Source organism: Verrucomicrobiota bacterium (assembly GCA_034440155.1).
In the GTDB taxonomy this organism is placed as follows: domain Bacteria; phylum Verrucomicrobiota; class Verrucomicrobiia; order JAWXBN01; family JAWXBN01; genus JAWXBN01.
Genome location: JAWXBN010000035.1, coordinates 1 through 23,365, shown reverse-complemented (window position 1 = coordinate 23,365; position 23,365 = coordinate 1). Strand labels below are relative to the sequence as shown.

At 46.5% G+C, this 23,365-nt stretch carries 19 protein-coding genes and 1 tRNA gene; 12 read left to right on the top strand and 8 right to left on the bottom strand.

What is annotated here, in order from left to right:
- The first annotated feature begins 316 nt into the window (after positions 1 to 316).
- Complete coding sequence (rdgB, locus tag SGI98_03765; protein MDZ4742519.1) at positions 317 to 940, top strand: RdgB/HAM1 family non-canonical purine NTP pyrophosphatase; 624 nt, start codon at positions 317 to 319, stop codon at positions 938 to 940.
- 72 nt (positions 941 to 1,012) lie between these two features.
- On the opposite strand, the gene SGI98_03760 is transcribed toward rdgB, so the two are convergent.
- The 3 genes from SGI98_03760 to SGI98_03750 all read right to left on the bottom strand — a co-directional run bounded on the left by SGI98_03760 (position 1,013) and on the right by SGI98_03750 (position 2,662).
- On the bottom strand, positions 1,013 to 1,348 hold the full coding sequence (locus tag SGI98_03760; protein MDZ4742518.1) for a sugar phosphate isomerase/epimerase: 336 nt from the start codon (positions 1,346 to 1,348) through the stop codon (positions 1,013 to 1,015).
- A 300-nt stretch (positions 1,349 to 1,648) separates the two neighbouring features.
- Positions 1,649 to 2,062, bottom strand: a complete 414-nt coding sequence (locus tag SGI98_03755) for a cyclic nucleotide-binding domain-containing protein (protein ID MDZ4742517.1) — start codon at positions 2,060 to 2,062, stop codon at positions 1,649 to 1,651.
- A gap of 75 nt (positions 2,063 to 2,137) precedes the next feature.
- A complete protein-coding gene (locus SGI98_03750) occupies positions 2,138 to 2,662 on the bottom strand; it encodes a cyclic nucleotide-binding domain-containing protein (protein ID MDZ4742516.1) in 525 nt (174 codons plus the stop codon).
- A 200-nt stretch (positions 2,663 to 2,862) separates the two neighbouring features.
- Between SGI98_03750 and SGI98_03745 the strand changes: the two genes are divergently transcribed.
- Positions 2,863 to 4,761, top strand: a complete 1,899-nt coding sequence (locus SGI98_03745; GenBank protein MDZ4742515.1) for an ABC-F family ATP-binding cassette domain-containing protein — start codon at positions 2,863 to 2,865, stop codon at positions 4,759 to 4,761.
- A gap of 212 nt (positions 4,762 to 4,973) precedes the next feature.
- A complete protein-coding gene (locus tag SGI98_03740; protein ID MDZ4742514.1) occupies positions 4,974 to 6,683 on the top strand; it encodes a hypothetical protein in 1,710 nt (569 codons plus the stop codon).
- An 82-nt stretch (positions 6,684 to 6,765) separates the two neighbouring features.
- On the opposite strand, the gene SGI98_03735 is transcribed toward SGI98_03740, so the two are convergent.
- On the bottom strand, positions 6,766 to 8,217 hold the full coding sequence (locus tag SGI98_03735) for a DUF2851 family protein (GenBank protein MDZ4742513.1): 1,452 nt from the start codon (positions 8,215 to 8,217) through the stop codon (positions 6,766 to 6,768).
- A gap of 104 nt (positions 8,218 to 8,321) precedes the next feature.
- Between SGI98_03735 and SGI98_03730 the strand changes: the two genes are divergently transcribed.
- The 8 genes from SGI98_03730 (at position 8,322) to SGI98_03695 (ending at position 17,253) form a co-directional block, all read left to right on the top strand.
- Positions 8,322 to 9,710 (top strand): trypsin-like peptidase domain-containing protein, encoded by a 1,389-nt coding sequence (locus tag SGI98_03730; protein ID MDZ4742512.1) that lies wholly within the window; start codon positions 8,322 to 8,324, stop codon positions 9,708 to 9,710.
- 49 nt (positions 9,711 to 9,759) lie between these two features.
- A complete protein-coding gene (locus SGI98_03725; protein ID MDZ4742511.1) occupies positions 9,760 to 10,692 on the top strand; it encodes an ATP-binding cassette domain-containing protein in 933 nt (310 codons plus the stop codon).
- A gap of 10 nt (positions 10,693 to 10,702) precedes the next feature.
- Complete coding sequence (locus tag SGI98_03720) at positions 10,703 to 11,446, top strand: ABC transporter permease (protein MDZ4742510.1); 744 nt, start codon at positions 10,703 to 10,705, stop codon at positions 11,444 to 11,446.
- Between the two features lie 6 nt (positions 11,447 to 11,452).
- Positions 11,453 to 12,985 (top strand): GldG family protein, encoded by a 1,533-nt coding sequence (locus SGI98_03715; GenBank protein ID MDZ4742509.1) that lies wholly within the window; start codon positions 11,453 to 11,455, stop codon positions 12,983 to 12,985.
- A 3-nt stretch (positions 12,986 to 12,988) separates the two neighbouring features.
- Positions 12,989 to 14,728 (top strand): single-stranded-DNA-specific exonuclease RecJ, encoded by a 1,740-nt coding sequence (gene recJ / locus SGI98_03710; protein MDZ4742508.1) that lies wholly within the window; start codon positions 12,989 to 12,991, stop codon positions 14,726 to 14,728.
- Positions 14,709 to 16,838, top strand: a complete 2,130-nt coding sequence (recG, locus tag SGI98_03705; protein ID MDZ4742507.1) for an ATP-dependent DNA helicase RecG — start codon at positions 14,709 to 14,711, stop codon at positions 16,836 to 16,838. Before recJ ends, recG begins: the two co-directional genes overlap by 20 nt.
- 52 nt (positions 16,839 to 16,890) lie before the next feature.
- Positions 16,891 to 17,022 carry a hypothetical protein gene (locus SGI98_03700; GenBank protein ID MDZ4742506.1) on the top strand — a complete coding sequence of 44 codons (132 nt, stop codon included), beginning with the start codon at positions 16,891 to 16,893 and terminating at the stop codon, positions 17,020 to 17,022.
- 141 nt (positions 17,023 to 17,163) lie between these two features.
- Positions 17,164 to 17,253 (top strand) — tRNA-Ser (locus SGI98_03695).
- A gap of 2 nt (positions 17,254 to 17,255) precedes the next feature.
- Here the strand turns inward: SGI98_03695 and SGI98_03690 are convergent.
- On the bottom strand, positions 17,256 to 18,104 hold the full coding sequence (locus SGI98_03690) for an AraC family transcriptional regulator (protein ID MDZ4742505.1): 849 nt from the start codon (positions 18,102 to 18,104) through the stop codon (positions 17,256 to 17,258).
- A 120-nt stretch (positions 18,105 to 18,224) separates the two neighbouring features.
- Here SGI98_03690 and SGI98_03685 point away from each other — a divergent pair, with 120 nt between their 5' ends.
- Positions 18,225 to 19,262, top strand: coding sequence for a uroporphyrinogen decarboxylase family protein (locus SGI98_03685; protein MDZ4742504.1), 1,038 nt, complete (start codon positions 18,225 to 18,227; stop codon positions 19,260 to 19,262).
- A gap of 178 nt (positions 19,263 to 19,440) precedes the next feature.
- On the opposite strand, the gene SGI98_03680 is transcribed toward SGI98_03685, so the two are convergent.
- The 3 genes from SGI98_03680 to SGI98_03670 form a co-directional block, all read right to left on the bottom strand.
- Positions 19,441 to 19,764: a hypothetical protein gene (locus SGI98_03680; protein ID MDZ4742503.1), complete on the bottom strand. Its 324-nt coding sequence runs from the start codon at positions 19,762 to 19,764 to the stop codon at positions 19,441 to 19,443.
- 20 nt (positions 19,765 to 19,784) lie between these two features.
- Entirely contained in the window at positions 19,785 to 20,315 is a 531-nt protein-coding gene (locus SGI98_03675) for a hypothetical protein (protein MDZ4742502.1), read from the bottom strand.
- A 246-nt stretch (positions 20,316 to 20,561) separates the two neighbouring features.
- Positions 20,562 to 23,234 (bottom strand): HEAT repeat domain-containing protein, encoded by a 2,673-nt coding sequence (locus SGI98_03670; protein MDZ4742501.1) that lies wholly within the window; start codon positions 23,232 to 23,234, stop codon positions 20,562 to 20,564.
- Between the last annotated feature and the right edge of the window lie 131 nt (positions 23,235 to 23,365).

Here is a 23,365-nt window from a genome sequence, read left to right as displayed (position 1 = left end):
TTTCTGATCTGTTTTGGAGTTCCATTGGCTGTGACCTTCGCACTGATCATAAAAGAAAAAGCCTAACTTTTAAAGGAATGGAGAGAACGGGGAATGCGGCAGCATCCTCCGTTCTTTGCATTCAGGGGTTGAACAACTCGGGGCATTTTCACCATACGAGAATCAATTAATTTGAGGATTTGTCTGGGCAAATTGCTGCGAGTAACCTGCACACATTGGCCGTCGTGTCTGGCAATCGTGGGGGCAAGGGAGCGCATGCGCCTCCAGTCAAAAAATCTGTGTCCATCTGGGTTAATCTGTGGTTAATATTTTCCCCATGAAGATACTCGTTGCGACACGGAATGAACATAAACTCAAGGAAATCGGGCAGATTTTGGGTTCGTCGGTGGAGCTGCTTCCCGTGACGGCGTTCGATCAAATTGATGAGGTCATTGAGGATCGTCCTACGATCGGGGGTAATGCGGAGAAAAAAGCCGTCGAGGTATCAATGCAAATTGCTCGGTTATCCGGTGGGCTGGTAATTGATTATGTGCTGGCCGATGATTCAGGACTCGAAGTCGATGCTTTGGGTGGACGTCCGGGCGTGTATTCCGCCCGTTATGCAGAGGATGAAAAGACTCCGGATGAACACATCTACGCGGCGAATAACCGCAAATTGCTCCGTGAACTCGACGGGGTAAAGGGTAAGGAACGTGCGGCCCAATTCAAATGCGTGATGGCCCTAACCAAGGACGGTAAACGAGTGGACACCTTCACCGGGATTTGCCGGGGAGTGATCATTCACCAGACCAAAGGTGAACACGGTTTTGGTTATGACCCGCTTTTTATCCCTGACGGCTATTGTCAAACCTTTGCCCAGCTCGGTGACGAAGAGAAAAACAAGATCAGCCACCGAGCTTTGGCCCTAGAGGGGTTAAAAGCTTTTTTTGGACAATTGTAATATTCTTAACGTCGGCCCGTTGCTCTTCCCTATCGGGTATATTGAGGTCGAACAAAGCGGGTCACTCAAATATTACTCAGCGCCTAAGCCTTTGAGGAATTTGTAGCTGGCTTTGAGAGCTTGTGCACCGGCGACTTCGAGGGCGGTGAAACGATCAAATCCGGCCTTGGAGAGTGCTTCAAAAACGGATTTAATGCCGATAACACCTGTGCCGAGGGGAATCAGAGCCATGCCGTAACCAAAGATTTCACCGCGTTTGGCCTCCATGTCTTGGGGCATGTCTTTCCGGAGGACGTGTTCGATCTTCTGCCCAAATTTCTCCACGTATTCGATGGGGTCACCGCCACCGAGCCAGAGATTGCCGGTGTCGAGGTTCAGGCCGAGGGCGGGAGAGTCACATTCATACAGGAGCGCTTCGGTCAGGGGAATGCGGCAAGGGAGACCGGGCCGTGTGGTGCAAAGAGGACTTTGACCCCGTGATCTGCGGCGACGCGGAGGGGTTCAGCCAGTTTTTCCCGGACGCTAAAGGGATTCATGAGTGCGAAACAACCGACTTTGATAGATATAGATGACGGCTCCTATTGAGATTTGGGATCAAGTTTGTGCAACTAGGACTACAGGGAAAGAAAAAAATGAATCAAAAATGAAAAATTTGGAGGAGTAATTCTCCTTCTTACTCCTGTCTCATTTTTGGTTTATGAATCTGCCTCAGATCATGGAAATCTGAGAGAGGCGGCGGTAGAGGCCTTGGTAATCTTTTTTCACTTGGGCAAAGTGGGCATCGATAAGGGAAAGACGTTTGGCTAGCTGGACAGCCATCAAGTAAACGGCGACGGGGTGGTCGAGGGCAAATTGCATGGGATGCTCGATGGTATGGGCTTTAACGGGGGTTAATGCTTGGACGGAGGCCGTGGTTTTTTGATTGGTCAGGCTGGAGACCTCACCAAAGATCGAGCCCACTTCCGAGACGATACAGATTTCGATGTCATCTTTGACGATCCGGACTTCGCCGGAAGCGATGATATAGACATTCCCCGGAGGAGAATTCTGCGTGATGAGGAAGTCCCCGGCGGCAAATTCCTGCTGGGGCAATTCCGCAATGATCTCGATGAGTGGTTTCATATAAATATAATTTCTCGTTCGTTTGATTTAAATTCCAGTGCTTTGAGAGGATGCATAATCACTAAATCGGACTTTTCAGAGGTGTGTGTCTGGGGCATCTTTATGTGATCCATGCCAATGCCGGACCAGTCCATTCTGGGTTTTCATCCATAGGCCGAGGACTTTGTCTTCTTTATGGGGGTGGGGGATCGGATCGTCGGCCTCTGCCATTTGGCTTTGGAGCTCTTCAAAAGCATTTTTACTCTCGATAAAGTGTTGATCAATGGCGACCATACGGCGGGCAAGTTGTTTGGCGACTTCCAGCAGGGCCTCGGGATGATCAAAGGCAAATCGCTTCGGATCGGTGATATAATATACCTCTGTCTGATCTAAGGCTTTCACTGTGGCCGATGAAGGCCTATCTAAAAGCGAGGCGACTTCTCCGAAAAGGGAACCGGGATCATAGACCTCGCAAATATCCACTCCTTCACGGGTGATCAGAACCCGCCCTTGTTTCAAGACAAATACGGGGACATTCACCGTATCTTCTTCAATGAGGACTTCTCCCGGTTCAAATTTTTTAACGGGTAGATTAATGAGGGTTTGGAGAAATGGGGACATGATTTTTTATGGGCTAATATTATGAACATATCTATAAAAGAATTGTGTTACAAATATGTTTGATTTCTCTTCTGAATACATGAAAAGCCAAGTCACTCACCGTGTCTAGGAAAAATTTTAAGAGTTGATGGAATCAAGATATCTGGTAGTTAAAGGCGCTCTTAAATTTATTTTTACCATTTTAAATCTAAAATACACACATGATTACAATATCCGGCATCTCTAAAGCATTTCACGGTAAACCACTTTATGAGGAGGTTTCCCTCCAGATTAACCGGGGGGACCGGATTGCATTGATCGGACCAAATGGTGCCGGCAAAAGTACTTTATTTGGCATGATCCTCGGGAGTATCGAGCCCGACGAAGGCAGTATCATTATTGAACGGGGGGCGACCATCGGATTTCTTCCCCAGGAAAGTGCCCCGGTGGGAGAAGAGACCGTCATGCAAATAGCGACGGCATCCCTCGACGGCAGCCCGGAGGCCGACCAGTCGATGAGTTATTATTATGAACCGCAGGCAAAACGTATCTTGAGCGGGTTAGGTTTTAAACAAGAGGAATTCGACCGCCCCGCGAGGGAATTCAGCGGTGGCTGGGTGATGCGGGCCCATTTGGCGCGGTTACTCGTGCAGGAACCCGATCTCCTTATGCTCGATGAACCGACCAACCATCTGGACTTGGAAACATTGATCTGGTTCAAAAACTATTTGGAGTATTACCCAAATTCCATTGTATTGATCTCCCATGACCGAGATTTTATGAATGGTTTAGTCGATACGATTGCTGATGTGCGTAATGGTGGGCTGAAACGTTACACCGGAAATTACGAAGAATATCTTGAACAAAAAGCGGCATTCGAGGCTAACCAACTGACGGCCTTTGAGAGTCAACAAAAAGAAATTGAAAGGTTACAGCGTTTTGCCGACCGTTTCCGGGCAAAAGCGAGTAAAGCTTCACAGGCACAAAGCAAACTCAAACAAATCGACCGCATGGAGAAAATCGAGGCCCCGGTCGGCTCTGAAAAAACGATCAAGTTCCGTTTTCCTCAACCCACACGCAGCGGACAGAAAGTCATTACCCTGAAAGATATCCACCAGGCTTATGGGGAAAAAGTGGTTTATTCCGGAATGGATTTCGAGACGGAGCGGGATCAAAGGATTGTCCTTGTCGGGCCAAATGGGGCCGGAAAATCCACTTTGCTCAAAATCCTCGCGGGGGTGCTTCCTTTCCAGTCAGGTATCCGTAACCTCGGGCACAATACCCAGTGCGGATATTTTTCCCAACACCGTGCGGAGACGATGAATTCGAAAAATACGGTTCTCGAAGAAGCCCAGAGTATTACCAAACCCGTGCCGGAACAGACTGCCCGGACCGTTCTGGGGAGTTTCCTTTTCCGCAATGATGATGTCTTTAAACCTGTCGGGGTCTTGAGCGGGGGAGAAAAAACCCGGCTTGCACTCGTCAAAATGCTTTTGGATCCGCCTAACCTCCTCTTGATGGATGAGCCCACCACACACTTGGACATCCCCAGTATTGATGCCTTGGTCGGGGCACTGGAGCAATATACCGGCACACTGGTATTCATCAGCCACGATGTTTATTTTATCCGGGCGATATCGAACCATGTCGTCCATGTGAATGAAGGCAAGCTCACGCAGTACCCGGGGGGCTACCAGTATTATCTCGATAAAACCGCAGCGGTCTCCGAACGCCACGCGATCACGGCGGGCGGAAATGGGGCCAGTGACAAAAAAGCAGTAGTAGAGGCTCCTGAGGCCTCTGGACTCTCGCGTAAGGAACAAAAGCGGATCGATGCCCAGAAACGCCAAACCCTCGCCAAGGAAAGACGGGCTAAGGATCAGGAGATCAAAGCTGTCGAAGAGCAAATTGCTGCACTCGAAAAACAACAGGAAAAAATCACCGAGGACCTCGAAAATCCCGACATCTACAAGGAAGCCGGGAAAGCCATTCATCTCAACCGTGAATTATCCACCGTCACCGACGGACTCGAGAATCTCACCCAACAGTGGGAAAGGCTCGGCCAAGAGCTAGAAGTCATCCAAGGCAAGTCCCCCGCAGCCGATGATTCCCCAGAGTAAAAGATGATCCGCAGTCAGATATAGTATTTATGATATGACGTTAATGTAGTCATTGAGTTGGCGTTTCTTTGGACGGGGCAGAGAGTTTAATCTTAGTAAGATTTGTAGGATTGCTGATTTTTTTTTAAAGATTGTATTTTTAAATATGGTCATCTATTTTTCAGGATAAAATTTATCCTGTTAAAAATAATATGATTTATAATCCATATTTTATGAAGAAGAAAAGACTGTCTGTCGGTTTATATGTTTCACTCTTTGTTTTGATCTCTTTTATGGGGGTGGATTCACTTTACTCTCAGACCGTTATTGACGGAGTGACGGTGGAAACAAATGCCGTTTATTTTATCGGGGACACGACTGCTGGCAATACCCTCGTCATTACCAATAACGGGCAGCTTTTTATTACTAATAATGTGAATGGGGATGCTGCCATCATCGGGAATGGTATCTCTTCCTCGAATAATACGGTGCTGGTGGAAGGGATCGGGTCCCTATGGACAAATGAGGGGAATATAACCATCGGAAACACGGGGGCGGTAAATACATTAACGATTTCTAATGGGGGTAGGGTTGAAAATTTTACCACAATCCTCGGAATTGAAGCAAGCTCTTCGAATAACACTCTTCTTATCACAGGAGCAAATTCTGTTTTGACCAATCAGGACGATATATTGATTGGTTATGAAGGGGCGAATAATTCCATTATCATTTCCAATGCTGGCACACTTGCAAATTGTTGTACCTATATGGGAATGATCTCTCCCGACTCCACAAATAATACGGTTCAGGTAACCGGGGCAAATTCCCTTTGGACCAATGAAGGTACGATTATGATGGGGTTCTTTGGAGGGGCAAACTCGATTACAATCTCAAATGGGGGGCAAGTATTCGCAAGTGATACATTTGTAGGTAACACACAGACATCCTCTAATAATCTGGCGATAATCACAGGTGCTGGTTCTTTATGGAGTAATGAAACTGACTTTGTATGGGGGGGAGGCAGTATGGGTAACTCTCTTTCCATCTTGGACGGGGCGGTTCTTTATAATGATCAGGCGATTGTCGGGCTGGATGTTGATTCCTCAAATAATACTATTTTGGTGGCCGGCAGTGGGTCTGTATGGTCAAATCAGAGCATCCTGAGTCTAGGCGTCGACGGGGCGAATAACACTTTGATTATTAGTAATGGGGGGACTGTTTATTCTACAAATGCAATTGTGGGGCAATATGTGACTTCCACAAATAACCTTCTGCGAATTGACGGTATTGGTAGTCGACTTGTTGTAACTAATAGCACAGGAGGGGGAGTCTTGGATATTCACCAAGGGACACTGCATCTCAGGGGTGGTGAAGTCCTTGCTGATCTCATTGTCGCAACAAACGGGCTCTCTCTCCTTACTGGCTTCGGTAATCTCAATGGGGATGTGCTGGTCGCAAATGGCGGATCCCTCAGTCCGGGAAATAGTCCCGGGATTTTGAATGGATCAAATATGACTTGGGGGAGCGGAGGTATTTATCAGTGGGAAATTTTAGACACCGCAGGAGGGGCTGGAAGTGGTTGGGATTTGATCGATCTCAGTGGCTCTCTGGCAACGGGAAACCCATTTGCAATCAATATTATCTCCATGGATTCATTTTCCACCTACGGAGACACATTAAACTTTGACCCGTTTCTTGATTATCAATGGCTGATAACCTCGGCTAGTTCTATATCCGGTTTTAATGCTGGTGATTTCACTCTTAATCTATCGGCATTCTCAAATACCTTTAGCGGTACATGGTCGATTAGTTCGGACGGTAGTAGTGTTTTTCTAAACTATCATGCCATTCCTGAGCCCTCTACATGGGCATTGATTATCCACGGTGCAATTTGCGCGGGAGGAATGATTCACAGAAGAATCCCAAAACCATCATTACATTAGATAGTCAGAGGGGCTAGCACTCGCCATAGGTGATTTGGATAAATGGCCTTATTCGTTTCTCAGATATTAAATGAGTGTTCAATCATGTCTGATGAATGATATTTGCTAATTTCCATTCCGAGACGAATTTGGGGAATGGGCAATTTGCGCAGTCGGAACGGTCGGCTAGGCAGAAATCCTGATAAATCTGGTGGAGTCCTTGTTTACGGACAATGCCTTTTACTTCCTGGGGAGTGATTTCGAGCCTTTGGCAGGCAGCCCGGATGATGTGGTCGCTTCCAGGGGAGGGAATCCGCGCAAATTGCGCGAATATCATGGTTTGGATACTGGGGGTTTTTGCGCAGGCATAAGCCATGGGGGCGAGGATATTACTTTGGATTTGCCGCCAACGGTCAGCCCCGATGATTTGAAGTGATTTTTTTGCTGGTTTCCCTTTCAGGGTGTAATGGTTATTCCAATATTCATCCTGCACGGGGAAGGTTTCAAAGTCCTCTAACGATGCGGGAAAAGAACGAATCGCCTTTTCGAGTTTCGGGAGTAGATCCCAAACCAATGCCGCCGCCGCTATCCGACGGTGGGGATGGTTACCCGGGCGTGTCGAGTCTAGACGCCATTTGAATAAAAAACCTGCTTCCGCAGCAAATTGTCCTCGATGTTTCCACCAGATATTCCAGAGACCCAAGATATATGATTTCTCGATAGATTCTTCTTTGTTATCGAGATCATAGGGAAGGAATCCACTGAGACCCGTCATGATAGCGATTCTTTCGGCGGGAGTGAATGCCTTTGCGGAAAAATAGGGAAAGACCTTCCTCGCCAAAAGACGGAGGGGCAATTTGTTATTCTTATATCCTAAGGCTTCACAGATTCCTTCCCAGAGGGCTTGCCGTATTGAGGTATTTTCGGAGATCCTATGCCAGCGGGCTGCTTTATTCAAAAACCTTTGGCGTCCGGCATTATCGAGAATCTCTAAAAGTGCTTTGTGGTCGGATTGAATCACCTCGGCACAACGTCCAGCCTCATAATGGGGTAGGGAATCTTGAGCGGATTCCAAAGGGTCATAATCTTCAAAGAGGAATTCCACCGGTTCAGCAATTTGTTTTTGAATGATGATTTGGGGGATGAATTCATGCCGGGAATTCCTGACAAACCTTTCCTTGGTATCGGCAAAATAAGCGACATGGAGGATGACGGAATTATAGGCAGGATCACTTTCATGATTGTGCTCGACCCAGCCCTTGTCGTGGAGATGGATCTCGATATCTCCGGAAAGGGTGTGGTCTTCGAGTTTGATCACGGCATTCTTAAAATCCGGTCCGGCCTCATGGTTCCAAAATCCGGGCTGGATAATTTCCACCGTTTTGCCGTCTGTGGTCGTGAGTTTCTTGATTAATTTGCGTTCAAACCAGAGGAATTGGAGAAAATGTTCGCTCAGTTTAATCCCTCCTTCAGGTGGAGCAAATTGTATATGTGCGGCATTCAAAAGATAGGTGCGCAGTTTTTCATATTTATCTATGTCTTCTGGAATGATCATTTTTCACTAAGACGTACATGGATAAGAAGAGGTTACGTAATATTGCAAAAAACTTTTAAGAAGGTTTCTTGTTTGATGCCACGGAACTAATTAAGAATTTGTATATGTTAAAATTCCTGACAGGACTGATTTTGTTTAAAAAGAGGTTTGTACTAGTGATGGGGACACTGATTTTGACCGGGCCGGTGCTACTGGCAGACTCGATTTATGACCCTTCACAAGAACCTTCCGTGCGGGCCGTAAGCCGGGCTTTGCCTTCGGTCGTCAGTCTGACCACGGAATCCACTGTCACCGTTGTCCGTGACCCTTTTGCGGACATGCTCAAAGAGTTCCAAGGAATGTACCGCCCGCATCCGCTCCTCCAGCAAAAGGAGAGAAGGAAAGTCGACGGTTTCGGATCCGGAGTCATTATTGATTCCAGTGGATATATCGTCTCAAATTTCCATACGATTAAAGAAAAAAAGGATTTAAAAATCCTCGTCGCATTATCCAGCGGGGAACAATACCCCGCGCGAATTGTGGCGATCGACGATAAAAATGATTTGGCCCTGCTCAAGATCGAATCGAAGCTCCCTCTGCCGGCCGTTACAATCGCAAACTCCGACGAGATCATGCTCGGCCAGACAGTCCTCGCCCTCGGTAATCCCTTTGGACTAGATAACACGGTCACTCAAGGCATTATCAGCGCAAAAAGCCGGAATGTGAAGTCGGGGAATTTCCAGTATGAGGAATTAATCCAGACGGATGTGGCGATTAATCCCGGCAATAGCGGGGGCGCGCTCATTGACCTGGCGGGGCGGTTAATCGGGGTGAATGTCTTGGTCCTCGCCAAAAGCCAGGGGATCAGTTTCGCTATCCCGTCGAATAGGATAATCGACGTATTGTGTGAAATTTTCAGCCTCGAAAAATCAAAGAATATCAACTTTGGATTACGTTATGTCCCGATGGATGGGGTCATCAAGATACGTCAGGTGCTCCCTCAGAGTTCCACGGCTGGCGAGCTGGAGCCCGGGGATAAGATTATCTCAGTCGATGGGAAAGCGTTTTTCTCGTTATTCGCCATGCAACAATACCTCGTTACAAATAAGATAGCGGGTGATCCGGTGGAGTTTGTCTTTGAGAGGAATGGCCAAAAATTATCAAAAACTGTCCGCTTGAAGGAATTTACCCAAAATATGGCCTACACAAAATTAGGAATAAAAGCTTATCCGGTTTCCGGAGAGATTATCAAATCAGTGGGACTGTATGATTCGGATGGTTTATTAGTCACCTCTATCTCGGAGAAGTCCCCCGCTTATCTCGCCGGACTCCGTCCGGGAATGATTCTCGCATCAATTAATGGAGTGAACCTGGGATCGATGCAGGCGCTTGAAGATATCCTCAAGGATAAAAAGCCCGGAGAGGTCGTTAATCTTGGGTTTATCCTGATCAGAAAGGGCCAAGATGGAGGTTATCTCCGTCAGGATGCCCGCTTGCAGGTTCCTTTATTATGATATGAGGTCTTGAAAGCCCTCCGTTATTTGGTTAATTAGGTAACTCTTTATGATCAAAGTTGAAAATCTTGTTAAGAAGTATGCAGGGGTTAATGCCGTTAAAGGCATCAGCTTTGATGTGGATAAAGGTGAAATCGTTGGTTTTTTAGGGCCAAACGGTGCTGGAAAAAGTACGACGATGAGGGTTTTATCCTGTTATTTGCCCCCGACCAGCGGACAAATCTCGGTCGCAGGTTTTGATGTCGTATCAGAATCACTCAAAGTCCGCCAGAAAATCGGGTATCTGCCTGAAAGTGTCCCCCTATATACTGACATGCGCGTCAATGAATATCTGCGTTACCGTGCCGCACTCAAAGGGGTTCCTTCCCGGAAAATCCGCGGGGCTGTGGAAGAAGCCATGAAACTCACGGATATCAGCGATGTCCAGAAAAGGATTGTCGGACAGTTGTCGAAAGGTTTCAGGCAGAGGGTAGGGCTGGCCGATGCCATTTTGCATGAGCCCGAGTTATTGATCCTTGATGAACCGACCATCGGGCTGGACCCAAATCAAATCCGACATGTCCGGAGCCTGATTGCTAATCTTTCCAAAAAACACACGATCCTGCTTTCCACCCATATCTTGAGTGAGGTCGAGATGCTTTGCACGCGGGTGATTATTCTGAACAAGGGTAAGATCGAAGCCAGTGACACTCCGGCCAATCTCCAGAAAAACCTTTTAGGTGGGAGTTTGATTAATATAATCATGAAAGGGCCGGTCGATGAGATTAAAAAAACGCTCATCAGCCTGGAAAATGTCCGCGAAGTAGAGGTAAAAATAAATAATGAACTCGTCGAGGTATCCCTTTGGACGGGCAAGAATGTCGATATCCGTGAGAAAATTTTCGATATGGTCGTCGAGAAGAAATGGAAATTACTCGAGTTGAATATGCCAAAACGGTCCCTCGAAGAAGTCTTCGTACAAGTGACCCACCACGAGGAATAGAACTTTTGTCATGAGAATATTTTTAACATTATTACTGAGGGAGATTTACTCCTACCTCTTGTCCCCCATCGCCTATGTGCTGGGCTGCCTCTTCCTTTTTGTCATGGGGTTACTCTTTTCGTATATGGTGAATGCGATAGCCTCACAACCACAGACTGATTCAGTGACTTACTTCTTCTTTTCCACATTTTGGATCCCGGGATTGATCATCCCCTCGATTATTACCATGAGACTATTTTCTGAAGAGAAAAAGAGTGGAACCGTGGAAATGCTCATGACCGCGCCTGTGACCGAATGGCAAGTGACTATGGCAAAGTTCCTCGGGGCGTTGTGCATTTATTCAACCATGTGGATCGTGACGATTTTGTATGTCATTATCCTTCGTTATAACGTGACCAATCCGGAAGTTTTGGAGGTTCGGACATTTTTTACGGCCTACCTTTTTATCCTGTTGAATTCCGCCCTGCTCATTGCAGCAGGGACGTGGGCATCATCCCTGACCCGAAATCAGATCATTGCCGCGATTATCTCCTTTGTTTTTTCCTTTGTGATTTTATTGATTCCTGAATTGCTGGTGGGAGCATTAAAGGGGAACCATTTTGGCGAAGTGATCCAGTCCTTTTCCGCTTTCACCCATATCGGGCAATTTGCAAACGGGATTATTGAAGTCCAGCCCGTGGTCTTTTACCTGACGGGAACTTTCTTTTTCCTCTTTGGGACGGTTACAATCCTGGAATCCAGAAAGTGGAAGTAATACGTTATGTCTGAACAATCCCCAAAAAAATCATCCTATAAAGAATCCGGCACGTGGGGAGCCCGGGCCAATGGCCTTCTCCAAGTCGTTATTCTTTTTGGTATATTAGCCGCTATTAACTATTTGGCTTTCCGCCATCCTGATTGGTTTGTCCCCACAAACTGGTTTTCCCAGGAAAAGAAAGTCCGTTTTGACCTGAAGCAAGGTTTTCAATATACACTTTCTGATCAAACAAAAAAAATCCTTGGTTCCCTGACTGAACCGGTGGATGTGTATGTTGTTTTTTCCCCTTCGTCGGACATTTACCAGAGGGTGGTATCCATCCTCAGGGAATATGAGCGTTTATCTCCAAAACTAAAGGTCAAGGTCATCGATAAAGATAGGGATTTTTCACAAGTCCGGGAATTAGCCACGACTTACCGCTTTAGCGATGAGGAGAATCTAGTGATTTTCAAATGTGGTAATCGTTCCAAAATCGTTGATGGATATGATTTAGCTGAATACGAGCCCACAGGGGTAGGGTATGGGCAAAATGCGGACATGAGACTGACGACATTTAAAGCCGAGCAAAGATTTACAACGGCATTAAAAGTGGTCATCGATGCAAAAAAGCATGTCATTTATTATATGGTGGGCCATGGTGAACCCACACTCACCGGGACAGGTGAAACGGAATTTGGGTCAGTCGCTCAGGCTTTGGACCGTGAGAATGTCGAAATAAAAGTCCTCTCCGAATTGACGACAAATGCCGTGATCCCGGATGATTGTGATCTATTAATGATTTTAGATCCAAAATCCTCATTTTTACCCCAAGAAGTCAGTGCCATTGAAGGTTATTTGGCAGGACAAGGGAAGTTATTCCTCGCGATTGCCCCAAGGGTGAAAACCGGGTTGGAGCCATTACTCCAAAAATACGGGGTCAAACTCGATGATGATGCGATCATCGGGTATGTGAAAGTCATGGGTGTGCCGGCTTTGACGGAAAGTGCCATTGTCCAGGCCATGAAAGGGCATCCTGTCACCGATGTGATTTCAAAGCAGAATATCAACCTCGTTTTCCCATCCACCAGGACGCTTATCCAACAGGCTACTTCACCGGATATTATTCCCGCACCGAAAATGACCACCCTAGCCACAACCTTCAAGGGGTTTTGGGGTGAAAAAGGCCCGTTGATCGATGGGGCAAAATTTGATGATAAAAGCGATCTCCAAGGGCCATTACCTGTAGCCTTAGCCATCGAGGTGGGTCAGCTTGACAGCAAGGAAGTAGAAGTGAATACCACAAAAATGATTATTGTCGGTTCCGCTCAATTCCTTTCGAATTCCACTTTGCATACAAATTACGACTTTTTTCTGAATTCAATCAATTGGTTGCTATCACGTGACCAGATGATCGGTATCGCCCCTAAAGCCATTGAGCAATTCTCACTCAATCTTTCAGCAAACCAATTGAATAGCCTGGTGATGATTGTGTCTCTCGGGGTTCCCGCACTGGTGGCCTTGATCGGGGCGATTGTCTGGGTGCGGAGAAGAAAATAAAAAGTGCGGGACTTTTCCCTCAGATGGATAGAACCGGACGAGCCCGTGGAAACAGGGCTCGAGGGAAGTTTCCCGAAACCTCTTTTGGGGATTTTATCATCACGGGGATTCTGCAGCGCAAACGAAATTGAGGAGTGCCTTAATCCCAAACTCAAACTTTTGAATGACCCGTTTGAATTACCCGGGATGGAGGATGCGGTTGCTCGGATACTGGAGGCCCTCGATAAACAGGAGCAAATTGTTGTATTTGGTGATTATGATGTCGATGGAGTGACCTCGACGGCATTACTTACACTTTTTTTCAGGCAGCTTGGATTCAAAAATGTCGTACCGTTTTTACCCCACCGGATGGAAGAAGGTTATGGCCTCAGTGCCCCGGCAGTCCGCCGTTATCTAGAGAATCATACCCCCGGCCTTTTTATTGCCGTGGATTGCGGGACAAACTCGATTGAGGAAGCCCGTCTGATCAAGGAGGCCGGTAGTGACGTGATCATCCTCGATCACCATGAGATTTTGGGGGATGGACACGAGGATGTATTTAGCGCATTGGTTAATCCTAAGCTTACGGGTGAATATGATTACCTCTGTAGTGTAGGCATCGCATTTAAGGTCGCCCACGCCATTCTGAAACATTTATCCGCAAGCGGACCCGAAGCCGCGCAAATTGCACGGAGTATTGATTTGAAAGAATATCTCGATCTCGTCGCCGTCGGGACAGTGGCCGACATTGTTCCTTTACGTGGGGATAATAGGATACTTGTCTCAGCAGGTTTAAAAAGACTAGATACGACACCACGGCCAGGGTTAGTCGCATTAAAGGATGTTTGTAAAATCAACGCGCCAGTGGGGACCTATCATATCGGATTTATGATCGGACCCCGGCTAAATGCCATGGGTCGGCTCGAAAGTGCTATGGAAAGTTTAAACCTCCTGCTTTGTACCCGTCTGGAGGAGGCACGGACGATGGCCGTGGAGATGGATCAAATGAATCGCGAGCGTCAAGCGGTGGAACTCGAGGTCTTTCACCAGGCTCAAGAGGATGCGGCCAAGATGTACTCTAATGATCCCTCGATAAATACCTTAGTTTTAGGTCGTCCTGATTGGCATGCCGGTGTGGTCGGGATCGTGGCTTCACGGATATTACGGGAGTTCCACTTGCCGACCATCGTCATTGGGTTCGATAAGGGAGGTCAGGGCAAGGGCAGTGGCCGTAGTATTGAAGGATTTCATCTCGTCGAGTGCCTTGAGGAGTGCCAGGCGATCCTGACGAAATTCGGCGGCCATGCTATGGCCGCAGGGATCACGATTACTTTTGAGCGTCTGGAGGAATTCCGGGAAGCCTTCGACCTCGCCGCAAGCCGGGTTCTTACTGCGGAAATGTTGGCCCCGAAGTTAAAAATCGATGCGGAACTCGCCTTTGATGAAATCACCCCTGGATTCATGGACTGCCTTGCGAAGCTGGAACCTTTCGGTAATAGTCATCCTGAACCTGTTTTTATCGCGAGGAATATCCAGCTGGCCTCTGAACCGAGATTTATCGGGAAGGACAAAAAACACCTCAAGCTCCAGCTTAAAAAGGGATCAAAGAGTTTTGATGCGATTTATTTTCGTTTTGACCAAACCCTTGACCTAGGCAAATTGCAGGGATTGGATATTGCATTTATTCCCGAATGGAACCATTTTCGGGATGAGAAAACGATTCAACTGAAGATAAAAGCCATTCGTGAGCACCAACCCCGATAATACACATCCCCTTGATGATCCTGTACATTTTTTGAAGGGGGTGGGGGAGCAACGGGCGAAGTCTTTTGCAAAGCTCAATGTCACGACCATCCGCCAGCTCCTCTATCATATTCCCAGGCGTTATGAAGACCGGAGCCAATTCCTCTCTTTGAAGAGTATCAAACCGGGTGAATTCATTACATTCCGCGGAAAAGTCCTCGGGGTGCGTTTGATCCGACTTCGTGGAGCCTACCGTTCGATTTTTGAAGTGACTATCCAAGAGGGCCGAGCACTCCAAGCCATTGGCACAACAGTGGCCGCACGCTGGTTTAATGTGCCGTATTTCCAGAACTTCTTTAAAACGGGTGATGATGTTATCCTTTATGGAAAAATTAAAATCGACAGTAAAAACCGGTTAACCGTCGATCACCCCGATTTTGAAGTCCTCGAAAAGGATGAGGATGAATCCATCCATATCGGGCGTATCACCCCGGTTTACCCAGCATCAGAGGGCTTACCCGTGCGTTTGATTCGTACACTCATGCACCGCACACTTGCGCAATTTGCACGGGACATCGAGGAGATTTATCCTTCTGGGTTTATCAAGGAGCTTGATATGTTTGAACTCCGCGAGGCTGTCCAGAAGGTTCATTTTCCCTCATCCCTAGCCGAAGCATCCAAAGCAAGGGAAAGGCTCGCGTTTGATGAACTTTACCTGATGCAAGTCGTCATTTCCCAGAAACGCGCCAAAACAATGCTCGCTAACGGGATCGCCCACGAACTTAACGGAGCCATGACATCCAGACTCCTCGGGAATCTGCCATTCTCCCTGACGGAAGCACAAGAAAAGGTGATCAGGGAGATTACCACCGACTTGAAAAAGCCCCATCCGATGCACCGACTCTTACAAGGTGATGTGGGGTCCGGGAAAACTGTGGTGGCTGCCCACACCATCTTGCAGGTGATTGAATCGGGTTATCAGGCCGCACTCATGGCGCCTACGGAGATTTTGGCTGAACAACACGCGATCAATTTCCGGAGATGGTTCGAGCCCCTCGGCATACAGGTCGCATTACGCACGGCGAATAAGAAATCCAGCCTCAAACTTACGGATTCTGGACATGACCTTTTTGTGGGGGGAGAAACTAAAAAATATCCTGACTTGGTTATAGGCACCCACGCCTTGATTCAGGATTCCGTGGAGTTTCCAAAGCTCGGGCTGGTGGTGATTGATGAACAACATAAATTTGGGGTTCTACAAAGGTCGCGGCTGACATCCAAAGGCAAAGGAGTCGACGTCCTTGTCATGACTGCGACCCCGATTCCTCGGACCTTGTCATTAACCCTCTACGGTGACTTAGACGTGTCCGTGATCGACGAGATGCCCAAGAATCGTGGAGTGATCAAAACAGCCGTTCGCAAAGATAATAAACTTCCCGAAATATTTGATTTCATGAAAAAGCATTTGGCCAAAGGGCGACAGGCTTACATTGTTTATCCCTTGGTAGAAGAGTCGGACAAATTACCACTCAAGGCTGTGACCAAGGAATTTGAGAATCTCAAAGTTGTATTCAGCGGATTTAACCTTTCCTTGCTGCACGGGAAACTCAAGTCCGAGGAAAAAGAAGAGGTCATGCGCGGATTCCGCGCCGGGCAGACACATATCCTCGTGAGTACAACGGTCATTGAGGTGGGAGTGGATGTGGCGAATGCAAATATGATGTTAATCGAGAATGCCGAACGCTTCGGACTGGCCCAGCTTCATCAATTGCGCGGGCGCATTGGCCGAGGGGAACACCATTCATTCTGCATTCTGGTCGGTTCTGCCAAGAGCCTCGAAGGTTATCAACGCCTCAAAATCATGGAGGAGACTGTGGACGGTTTTAAAATCGCGGAAGCCGACCTACAGATCCGTGGACCTGGGAATATTTTTGGAACAGAACAAAGTGGACTGCCTCCGCTAGAAATTGCCGATTTGATTAAGGATGCAAAAATCCTTTATCTAGCCCGTCAAAAGGCCGGGGAATTAATCGCTCTCGACCCCGATTTAAAAACTCAGGATAACAGGCCTTTAAGGAACCGGATTAAGGAAGTTTATGGGCGCTCCAAAAGTCTCCTCGCGGTAGGTTGATTTTCAAAATAAGTATTTTTCAGACCGCAGGAAGGGGGTGCTGTCATCGTATGTGCCTGATCTTAATGCTGATGCGTTTGTCTGGAATGACCATAAGGACGATGATGCCGTAAAACATGTTAAGGAGAACAAATCACTCAGGATCAAGTGTGTCGATGACCAGAAGAATATCCCAAAAGGATAAAAAGCTCAGCACGTCCATTTTTCATGTTGAAAGTATGTCTTATACCGATTACTATGCACTTTATTATCAAGAGTCTTTAAATTCTTTTTGAATATTTGCGTGTTCTCTGGATATATCTCTCGGAACAACTTGCTGCAATACGGACGGGTGGCTGAGCGGTTGAAGGCACCTGACTCGAAATCAGGCGTAGGGGTAACCCTACCGTGAGTTCAAATCTCACCCCGTCCGCCATTTTATTTTTCACGACAATCACGGGCTTGTTTACCGGTGGCATCACGGAAGGCTTTGGCGAAATGTTGGCTGGAGGAGAAACCGGTTTCCAAGGCGATTTGCGTGATGCTGAGGTCGGATTTCTTCAGGAGGTCAGAGGCGGCTTTGACCCGCTGCCGGATCAGGTATTGGTGCGGGGAAACACCGAGTTCCTTAGTGAAGAGTTCGACTAAATGATTTGGGGAAATGGCACAAAGTTTTGCAAGGTCATTGAGAAGCCATTTTTCAGAATATTGGGTTTCAAGGATATGCATGGCATATTCTACCGCCCGATGGTGGAGAGGAATCATGGGTTTTATCCCATCGTTAGAAAAGAGCCGGGTAGCCTCCAGAATGAGGGAGAGGATCGATGACCGTATCCCCTCACTTCTGAAGGGGAGATTCATGGACACTTCACGGATCATTTGACGGAAAGGACCAGCAAGTGTCTGAGCATTATCCGAGGTTAGACAACTATTACTTTTCCATATATTCATGACAGGAATACCTGATATTTTGAGGAAATCAGGGATTTTTATGCCGCAAAATATGTAATGATGTCGTTTTTCCGGGCGGTGCATCCGGTGTTTTACGCGGGGTGCGGCCGCAAAGAAGCTTCCAGGATCGAGAGGATATTGTTTTCCTTGTTCGGTTTCCCAAACTGTCTTTCCGTCGAGTTGGAGATAAAATTCCCATGAATTATGGTTATGCCAATTTACGAGCCAATCAACGGGAGCCCACTGTTCACCGACATGGGTGAGGAGAGGCAGACTCGGGTCTGGTTCCTCAGAGTGGAATCCACTCAGTAAATTTTTAGGGCGAAAGAATACCATGATTATCCGAAGATTATATACAAAAAACGGAAGCTCTTGGAAGTGATAATCAGAAAAACGGGTAAGCTGCCTATAGAGTGCAAGAAAAATAACTCAAAACCAACCAACCAAAACATCCTTATGCCTACGCCCCGTGAAATCGTCCATCAAACCCTGAATTTTGAAAACCCCATTCGTGCACCACGCGATATGTGGGACTTACCATTAAATAAATGGAAATATCCGGAAGTTTTTGAAGAGTTGGAACGTGATTTTCCGAAGGATATGTTCACCGTTGATCCCCAATTTAAAACTCCATTAAAGACCAAAGGGGATCCTTATGAAATTGGGCAATTTACAGATACGTGGGGATGCGTTTTTGAGAATATTAATAGGGGCCTCATTGGAGAGGTCAAAAATCCACCCGTTAAAGATTGGTCGACTGATCTGGGTAAAATAAGGATTCCAACGGAATGGTTGACGATTGACCGTGATGCGGTGAACCGGCAGTGTGCTGGAACTGATCGTTTTGTCATATACGGACATGCTCCACGGCCTTTTGAACAACTCCAATTCATCAGGGGTACAGCAGACTTGTACATGGATCTGATGGATCCGTGTGATGAATTAATCGACTTCATGAAAAAGATGCACGATTTCCATTGTGAATATATTTCGTTATGGGCCAAAACGGATGTGGATGGGGTATTCTTCTTCGATGACTGGGGTTCCCAGATTTCCCTTTTGGTTTCCCCGGCTTTATGGAGACGTTACTTTAAGCCCATGTACCGCGACTTTGTGCAAATTGCCCATAGTGCAGGAAAGAAAGTATTCATGCACTCAGACGGATATATCTTAGATATCCTACCAGAATTAATCGAGGTCGGGGTGGATGCCATTAACTCACAGATTTTCTGTATGCCTTTTGAGAAATTAGAGCAATTTGCTGGTAAAATCACATTCTGGGGAGAGATCGACCGTCAAAATCTCTTAGTCAATGGCACAAAAGAACAAATTGATGAGGCTGTCAGGAAAGTCCATAAACATCTTTGGAAAAAGGGGGGATGTTTTGCCCATTGTTCATTTGATGCCGGTTCAAAGCCAGAAAATGTGCGTCAAGTGTATGAGTCATGGGAGAGTATTTTTGCTGCTAAAGGCAGTATCATTAATCATGGGTAAAACGTGATACGGAATGTGGGGTAAATAAGAACCAGTCGTTTGCGAGGGTATTCACTGATTGTACTGGTGCACAGTCCCCTAGAAAGTGGCATTAAAAGAGTGAGTCATGAGGGGGTGGTAATAAAAAAGGGTCCCGTCGGGGAACCCTTTTTTTTGAAGAAGTATGGGAGACACAGGGCTAGAACATAACCTTGAAAAGAAGTATTCCTGGATAACGGTTACCTTCGACTTTTGTCCAGTAATTAAATTCATCTTTGGTTAATGAGCTATCTTCATTCTTATCTATTTCCCAGAAAAACTTTACAATCGGGGCATTCTGATCTTCGACGGCATCGGCCTCACTTTTAGTGATCTTACCGTCTTTATTTGTGTCAGCCTGTTCAAAAGTAATTGAGGCTTTTGTTGATTTAGAATTTTGTGTCTCATCAGCTGAGAGGGCGGATGGGATCGAGCTAGACAGTGCACTTACCGCAATGAGTGTGATGAAGAGGTTTTTTTTCATAAGTTGTATTCCTGATTGGGTTAGAATGAAATGGACATGACATTCATCCCGCTTCCACCGGGGTTATTAGATTCATCCCCGGCCCAACTGTCATATTCGGACTGGTTAACCCAGCTATTTTGAGGAGGATGATTAATTCCTTGGAAAATGGTTTTGACTTCAGGGCTTTGCTGGACAGTTTTATTCATTTCATCCATGGTCACTGCTCCGTCATTATTGGTATCTGCTTTGGGATGTTTAATGGCGACCTTGCCTGAAACATTGTTTTTACTGTCTTGAGCATTGACCTGTTGAACTTCGTTCTTAGTGACTTTACCGTCCTGATTGACGTCATAACGATTAAAAGTTTTTGCAGCATGATGATTATTAAATTCTTCTTGGCTGATTTTGCCGTCGCCATTGGTATCCAAAGGTGGGACTTCATTTGGTTTTGAAGTACTACTGGCGGCAGAGGAAGATGATGCAGGAGTAGGTTTATTGGTCGTCGTTTGTGCAATGACAAAGAACCCAGATAAAAGGAATACTGCCGATAAAAACATGAAATGTCTCATAACTCCCTAAATAACAAGGCAAAGTAAGCTTTTGTCAAGCTTTGATAGGGCGTTTGGTCTCATAACCAAGTTTGGTTATAAACAATTTGTTCCAACAGAAAATCAGGGTCGTGATAAGTAGATTCACCCTTGGTGATAAAATGATTACTGGGTACAGACTCTCGTTCATCACTTTTTACTTCATACGATGTTTATACAGGGGGCTAAAGTATGGGGCTTCTTAAAGGCATGATTCAGGGCTGATGCTCATTGGGGAGATTGTAGTAATTTTTTACCAATAGCCTCCTGAAGTTTTGCATCGGGAGGATAAAGTTCCAAGGTCTCTGGAATGAGGTCCTTCTCACCGAGTACGATCCGGATTTCCTTCATGTGCCTGCGTGTATTAAGGGATGCACCAAAGCCACCTCTCAGGAGAGTCGGGAGAATGGAAGGGCCTTTTTTGATCAGAGATTCTTGGGCAGCATAACGGACGCTAAAGTAGGGATCGTTTAACATTTTAACCAAACGGTTTGTCGCTGCCATTTCAGGACAGTAAGCGAGGGCTTGGGCGGCGCGGATACGGACATTTTCCCGGGGATCGTGGCTGTATTTCATGGCAAAGGGGTAAGCCGCCGGGGCTTTGAGATTAGCTAATGTATAAAGACAGTTACCGGCAAGTTTCGGGTTTTCGGCCAGCTTAACGATTCGAGGGATGGCTGTTTGTCCATTCAAGCGCGCAAGGTAAAAGAGGCATGTTCTTACTATATCGATATTTTCAGACTCTAACCCTGTAGTGAGTGCCGGAATGGCCTCATCTTTGATTTGGTCGACCATTTGCTCCACGAGTATACGGGGGATGATGTTTTTTGAATCCATGCGACTGATGAGATAGGGGAGGTGTTTTAAGGGATTCTCTTTGAGTTCTTTTGCCGCCGCATTAGATTCTGCTTTTTCTTGTTCATTTGAGGGGCTCCTATTTGCCCGAGCAAAAATAATTTCTGTGGGATGGTTAAAGTCTATTTCACGGTAGGGCGTAAAATAGGTTTTTTGTTTCTTTGTGAAAATTTGTGATAGAGGGGGACGCGGTGATTTTCTACTCATCAAGGCATATTGGTCGAAGGGTTTCTGGGTATCGATGCCGACCCCATAAAAGGGTTTGAGCCAGGTCATATTGTCGATCCATCCCTGTGAATAAGTGTCATTACCCGTGAAATCAAAAAGGCCGGCAATGGCCCCGTATTGTCTCCTGTCCCCGTTTTGACCCGAGCCTTGGGTATCATAAAAGGATTCACCCGAGTAAGAATCATTACCCTTAAGATCGATCAGGAAAGCTACAGAGTTATTGATTGCCGCCCCTTGGGCTGTGCTAACAGCCTTGTAGAGGTCATCTCCTCGGACATCCCGCAGGATGCCCGCTGAATAATCATGGGCCCCACCCTGGCAAATCGATCCGCAGGTATATTGGTCATTTCCTTGTGTATCAATCAATGCTCCTGAAGCGAGATGAATCCCAGCTCCTTGAGCGTATTGTTTCGATTCATACTTATCATTGCCCGATGAATCAAAAAGGATGCCCGTAGAGTACCAATACCCGGCTCCTTGCCCATAAACGTCGGCTTTATAGGTGTCATTACCGAAAAGATCCCTGAGAATCCCGATTCCTCCCCCGAACCAGGGTCGCATTCCAATGGAAAATCCTTGGGACATGGTGAATTTATGCCCGGGAATCCATCCGACGTCATTATCACCAAGGGCGATATATTCATCATTTCCATGTTGGTCATCAAGGAGGCCAAATCCTTTTACTCCGGCAAATCCTTGGGAGTAAGACAGTGCCTCATACCGCGTATTTCCTTCCATGACCTGGCGGAGGATGCCAGAACCAAATAGTCCGGCACCTTGGACCAGGGTTTTTCCTTTGAAACTTTGTTTTTGCCCCATACAAGATTCCAAGATTCCTAAACCGAAAAATCCAAAACCTTGCCCGCAACTCCCACATTCAAATGTGTCATTGCCTTCGAAATCCACTAGGACACCGAGGCCAAAAATCCCCGCTCCCTGCACCCCGGGCAATTTGCTCCGGTACAGGTCATTGCCTCTCCGGTCCAATACTACGGAGATAGGTAAACCCTTAAGGCAATTTGCTCCCCCGGCATTATTGAGGTAGATGTCGTCACCCCCGAGGTCAATGATCAAGAAGGCATCATCGGTATATGTTTCAGAGCCTGTTCCCGACAGATAAACTTTGCCGAGCGGGGTTTGAAAACTAACATGAAAATCATTTTGATAATCTACAGGGAGATTCCAAAGGAGTTGTTTGATTTTATCGAGATCAGCCAGGATCATAATCGCGCCTTCGCGGAAAGAGGCTTCATCATAACCCTCTGATGCATCAAAATAATCACGGATCGTTTCATCATCCCGTATCCCGAGCTCTTTTTGTTTTTTTAAGAGTGTATCGAGTTTGTCCAACTGCAGTCCTGACTGCCGGATAAATCCGAGTCCATCCTTATCTTTAGACGGATTCAGATAATCAAAAAAAAGGGAAGAGAGAACGGCTTTTTTATTTCTCGGCATGGATTGATTGATGAGTCCAGCAGCTCGGTCACAGGTGGAAAGGAGTCTTTCCAAAGGGGGGATCAACTCTGGAGGGATTTGTTTTTTGACATCCTCGGGAATGGTCGATGCCGTTTTGACTGGAGGGATGGGGATACTCAATCTGCTATTGATCTCCCTTTCCCGGAATGAAAGATCTGCAATTTCCGCCAAGGCCGATGCTTGTTGGATGCGGTTATTCAAATCATAGGCATAAGTCTGCAGCCAGAGGGGTTGCTGGAGAGTTCTGCGGACTTTTTCTAGGACATAGTCGGATTCTGCGACATCTTTTTTGAAGGATAAGTCATTGACTCCAAGTTTATTGGCTGCGAGGGCATCATCCATTGTGTTCCCCTGGACACAGTTCATTTGCATGATTAAAGAAAAGAGTATGATTTTTGATGACGAGTTCAAAACTTTGAATATCATAAGGATGTTCTAAATATTATGATTGAATTTAAAGATTACTATAAAAT

Bases quoted from the DNA above. Each gene is read 5' to 3' on its own strand.
- rdgB (MDZ4742519.1), top strand. From the start codon at position 317: ATGAAGATACTCGTTGCGACACGGAATGAACATAAACTCAAGGAAATC.
- SGI98_03755 (MDZ4742517.1), bottom strand. From the start codon at position 2,062: ATGAAACCACTCATCGAGATCATTGCGGAATTGCCCCAGCAGGAATTT.
- SGI98_03750 (MDZ4742516.1), bottom strand. From the start codon at position 2,662: ATGTCCCCATTTCTCCAAACCCTCATTAATCTACCCGTTAAAAAATTT.
- SGI98_03745 (MDZ4742515.1), top strand. From the start codon at position 2,863: ATGATTACAATATCCGGCATCTCTAAAGCATTTCACGGTAAACCACTT.
- SGI98_03740 (MDZ4742514.1), top strand. From the start codon at position 4,974: ATGAAGAAGAAAAGACTGTCTGTCGGTTTATATGTTTCACTCTTTGTT.
- SGI98_03735 (MDZ4742513.1), bottom strand. From the start codon at position 8,217: ATGATCATTCCAGAAGACATAGATAAATATGAAAAACTGCGCACCTAT.
- SGI98_03730 (MDZ4742512.1), top strand. From the start codon at position 8,322: ATGTTAAAATTCCTGACAGGACTGATTTTGTTTAAAAAGAGGTTTGTA.
- SGI98_03725 (MDZ4742511.1), top strand. From the start codon at position 9,760: ATGATCAAAGTTGAAAATCTTGTTAAGAAGTATGCAGGGGTTAATGCC.
- SGI98_03720 (MDZ4742510.1), top strand. From the start codon at position 10,703: ATGAGAATATTTTTAACATTATTACTGAGGGAGATTTACTCCTACCTC.
- SGI98_03715 (MDZ4742509.1), top strand. From the start codon at position 11,453: ATGTCTGAACAATCCCCAAAAAAATCATCCTATAAAGAATCCGGCACG.
- SGI98_03690 (MDZ4742505.1), bottom strand. From the start codon at position 18,104: ATGGTATTCTTTCGCCCTAAAAATTTACTGAGTGGATTCCACTCTGAG.
- SGI98_03685 (MDZ4742504.1), top strand. From the start codon at position 18,225: ATGCCTACGCCCCGTGAAATCGTCCATCAAACCCTGAATTTTGAAAAC.
- SGI98_03680 (MDZ4742503.1), bottom strand. From the start codon at position 19,764: ATGAAAAAAAACCTCTTCATCACACTCATTGCGGTAAGTGCACTGTCT.
- SGI98_03675 (MDZ4742502.1), bottom strand. From the start codon at position 20,315: ATGAGACATTTCATGTTTTTATCGGCAGTATTCCTTTTATCTGGGTTC.
- SGI98_03670 (MDZ4742501.1), bottom strand. From the start codon at position 23,234: ATGGATGATGCCCTCGCAGCCAATAAACTTGGAGTCAATGACTTATCC.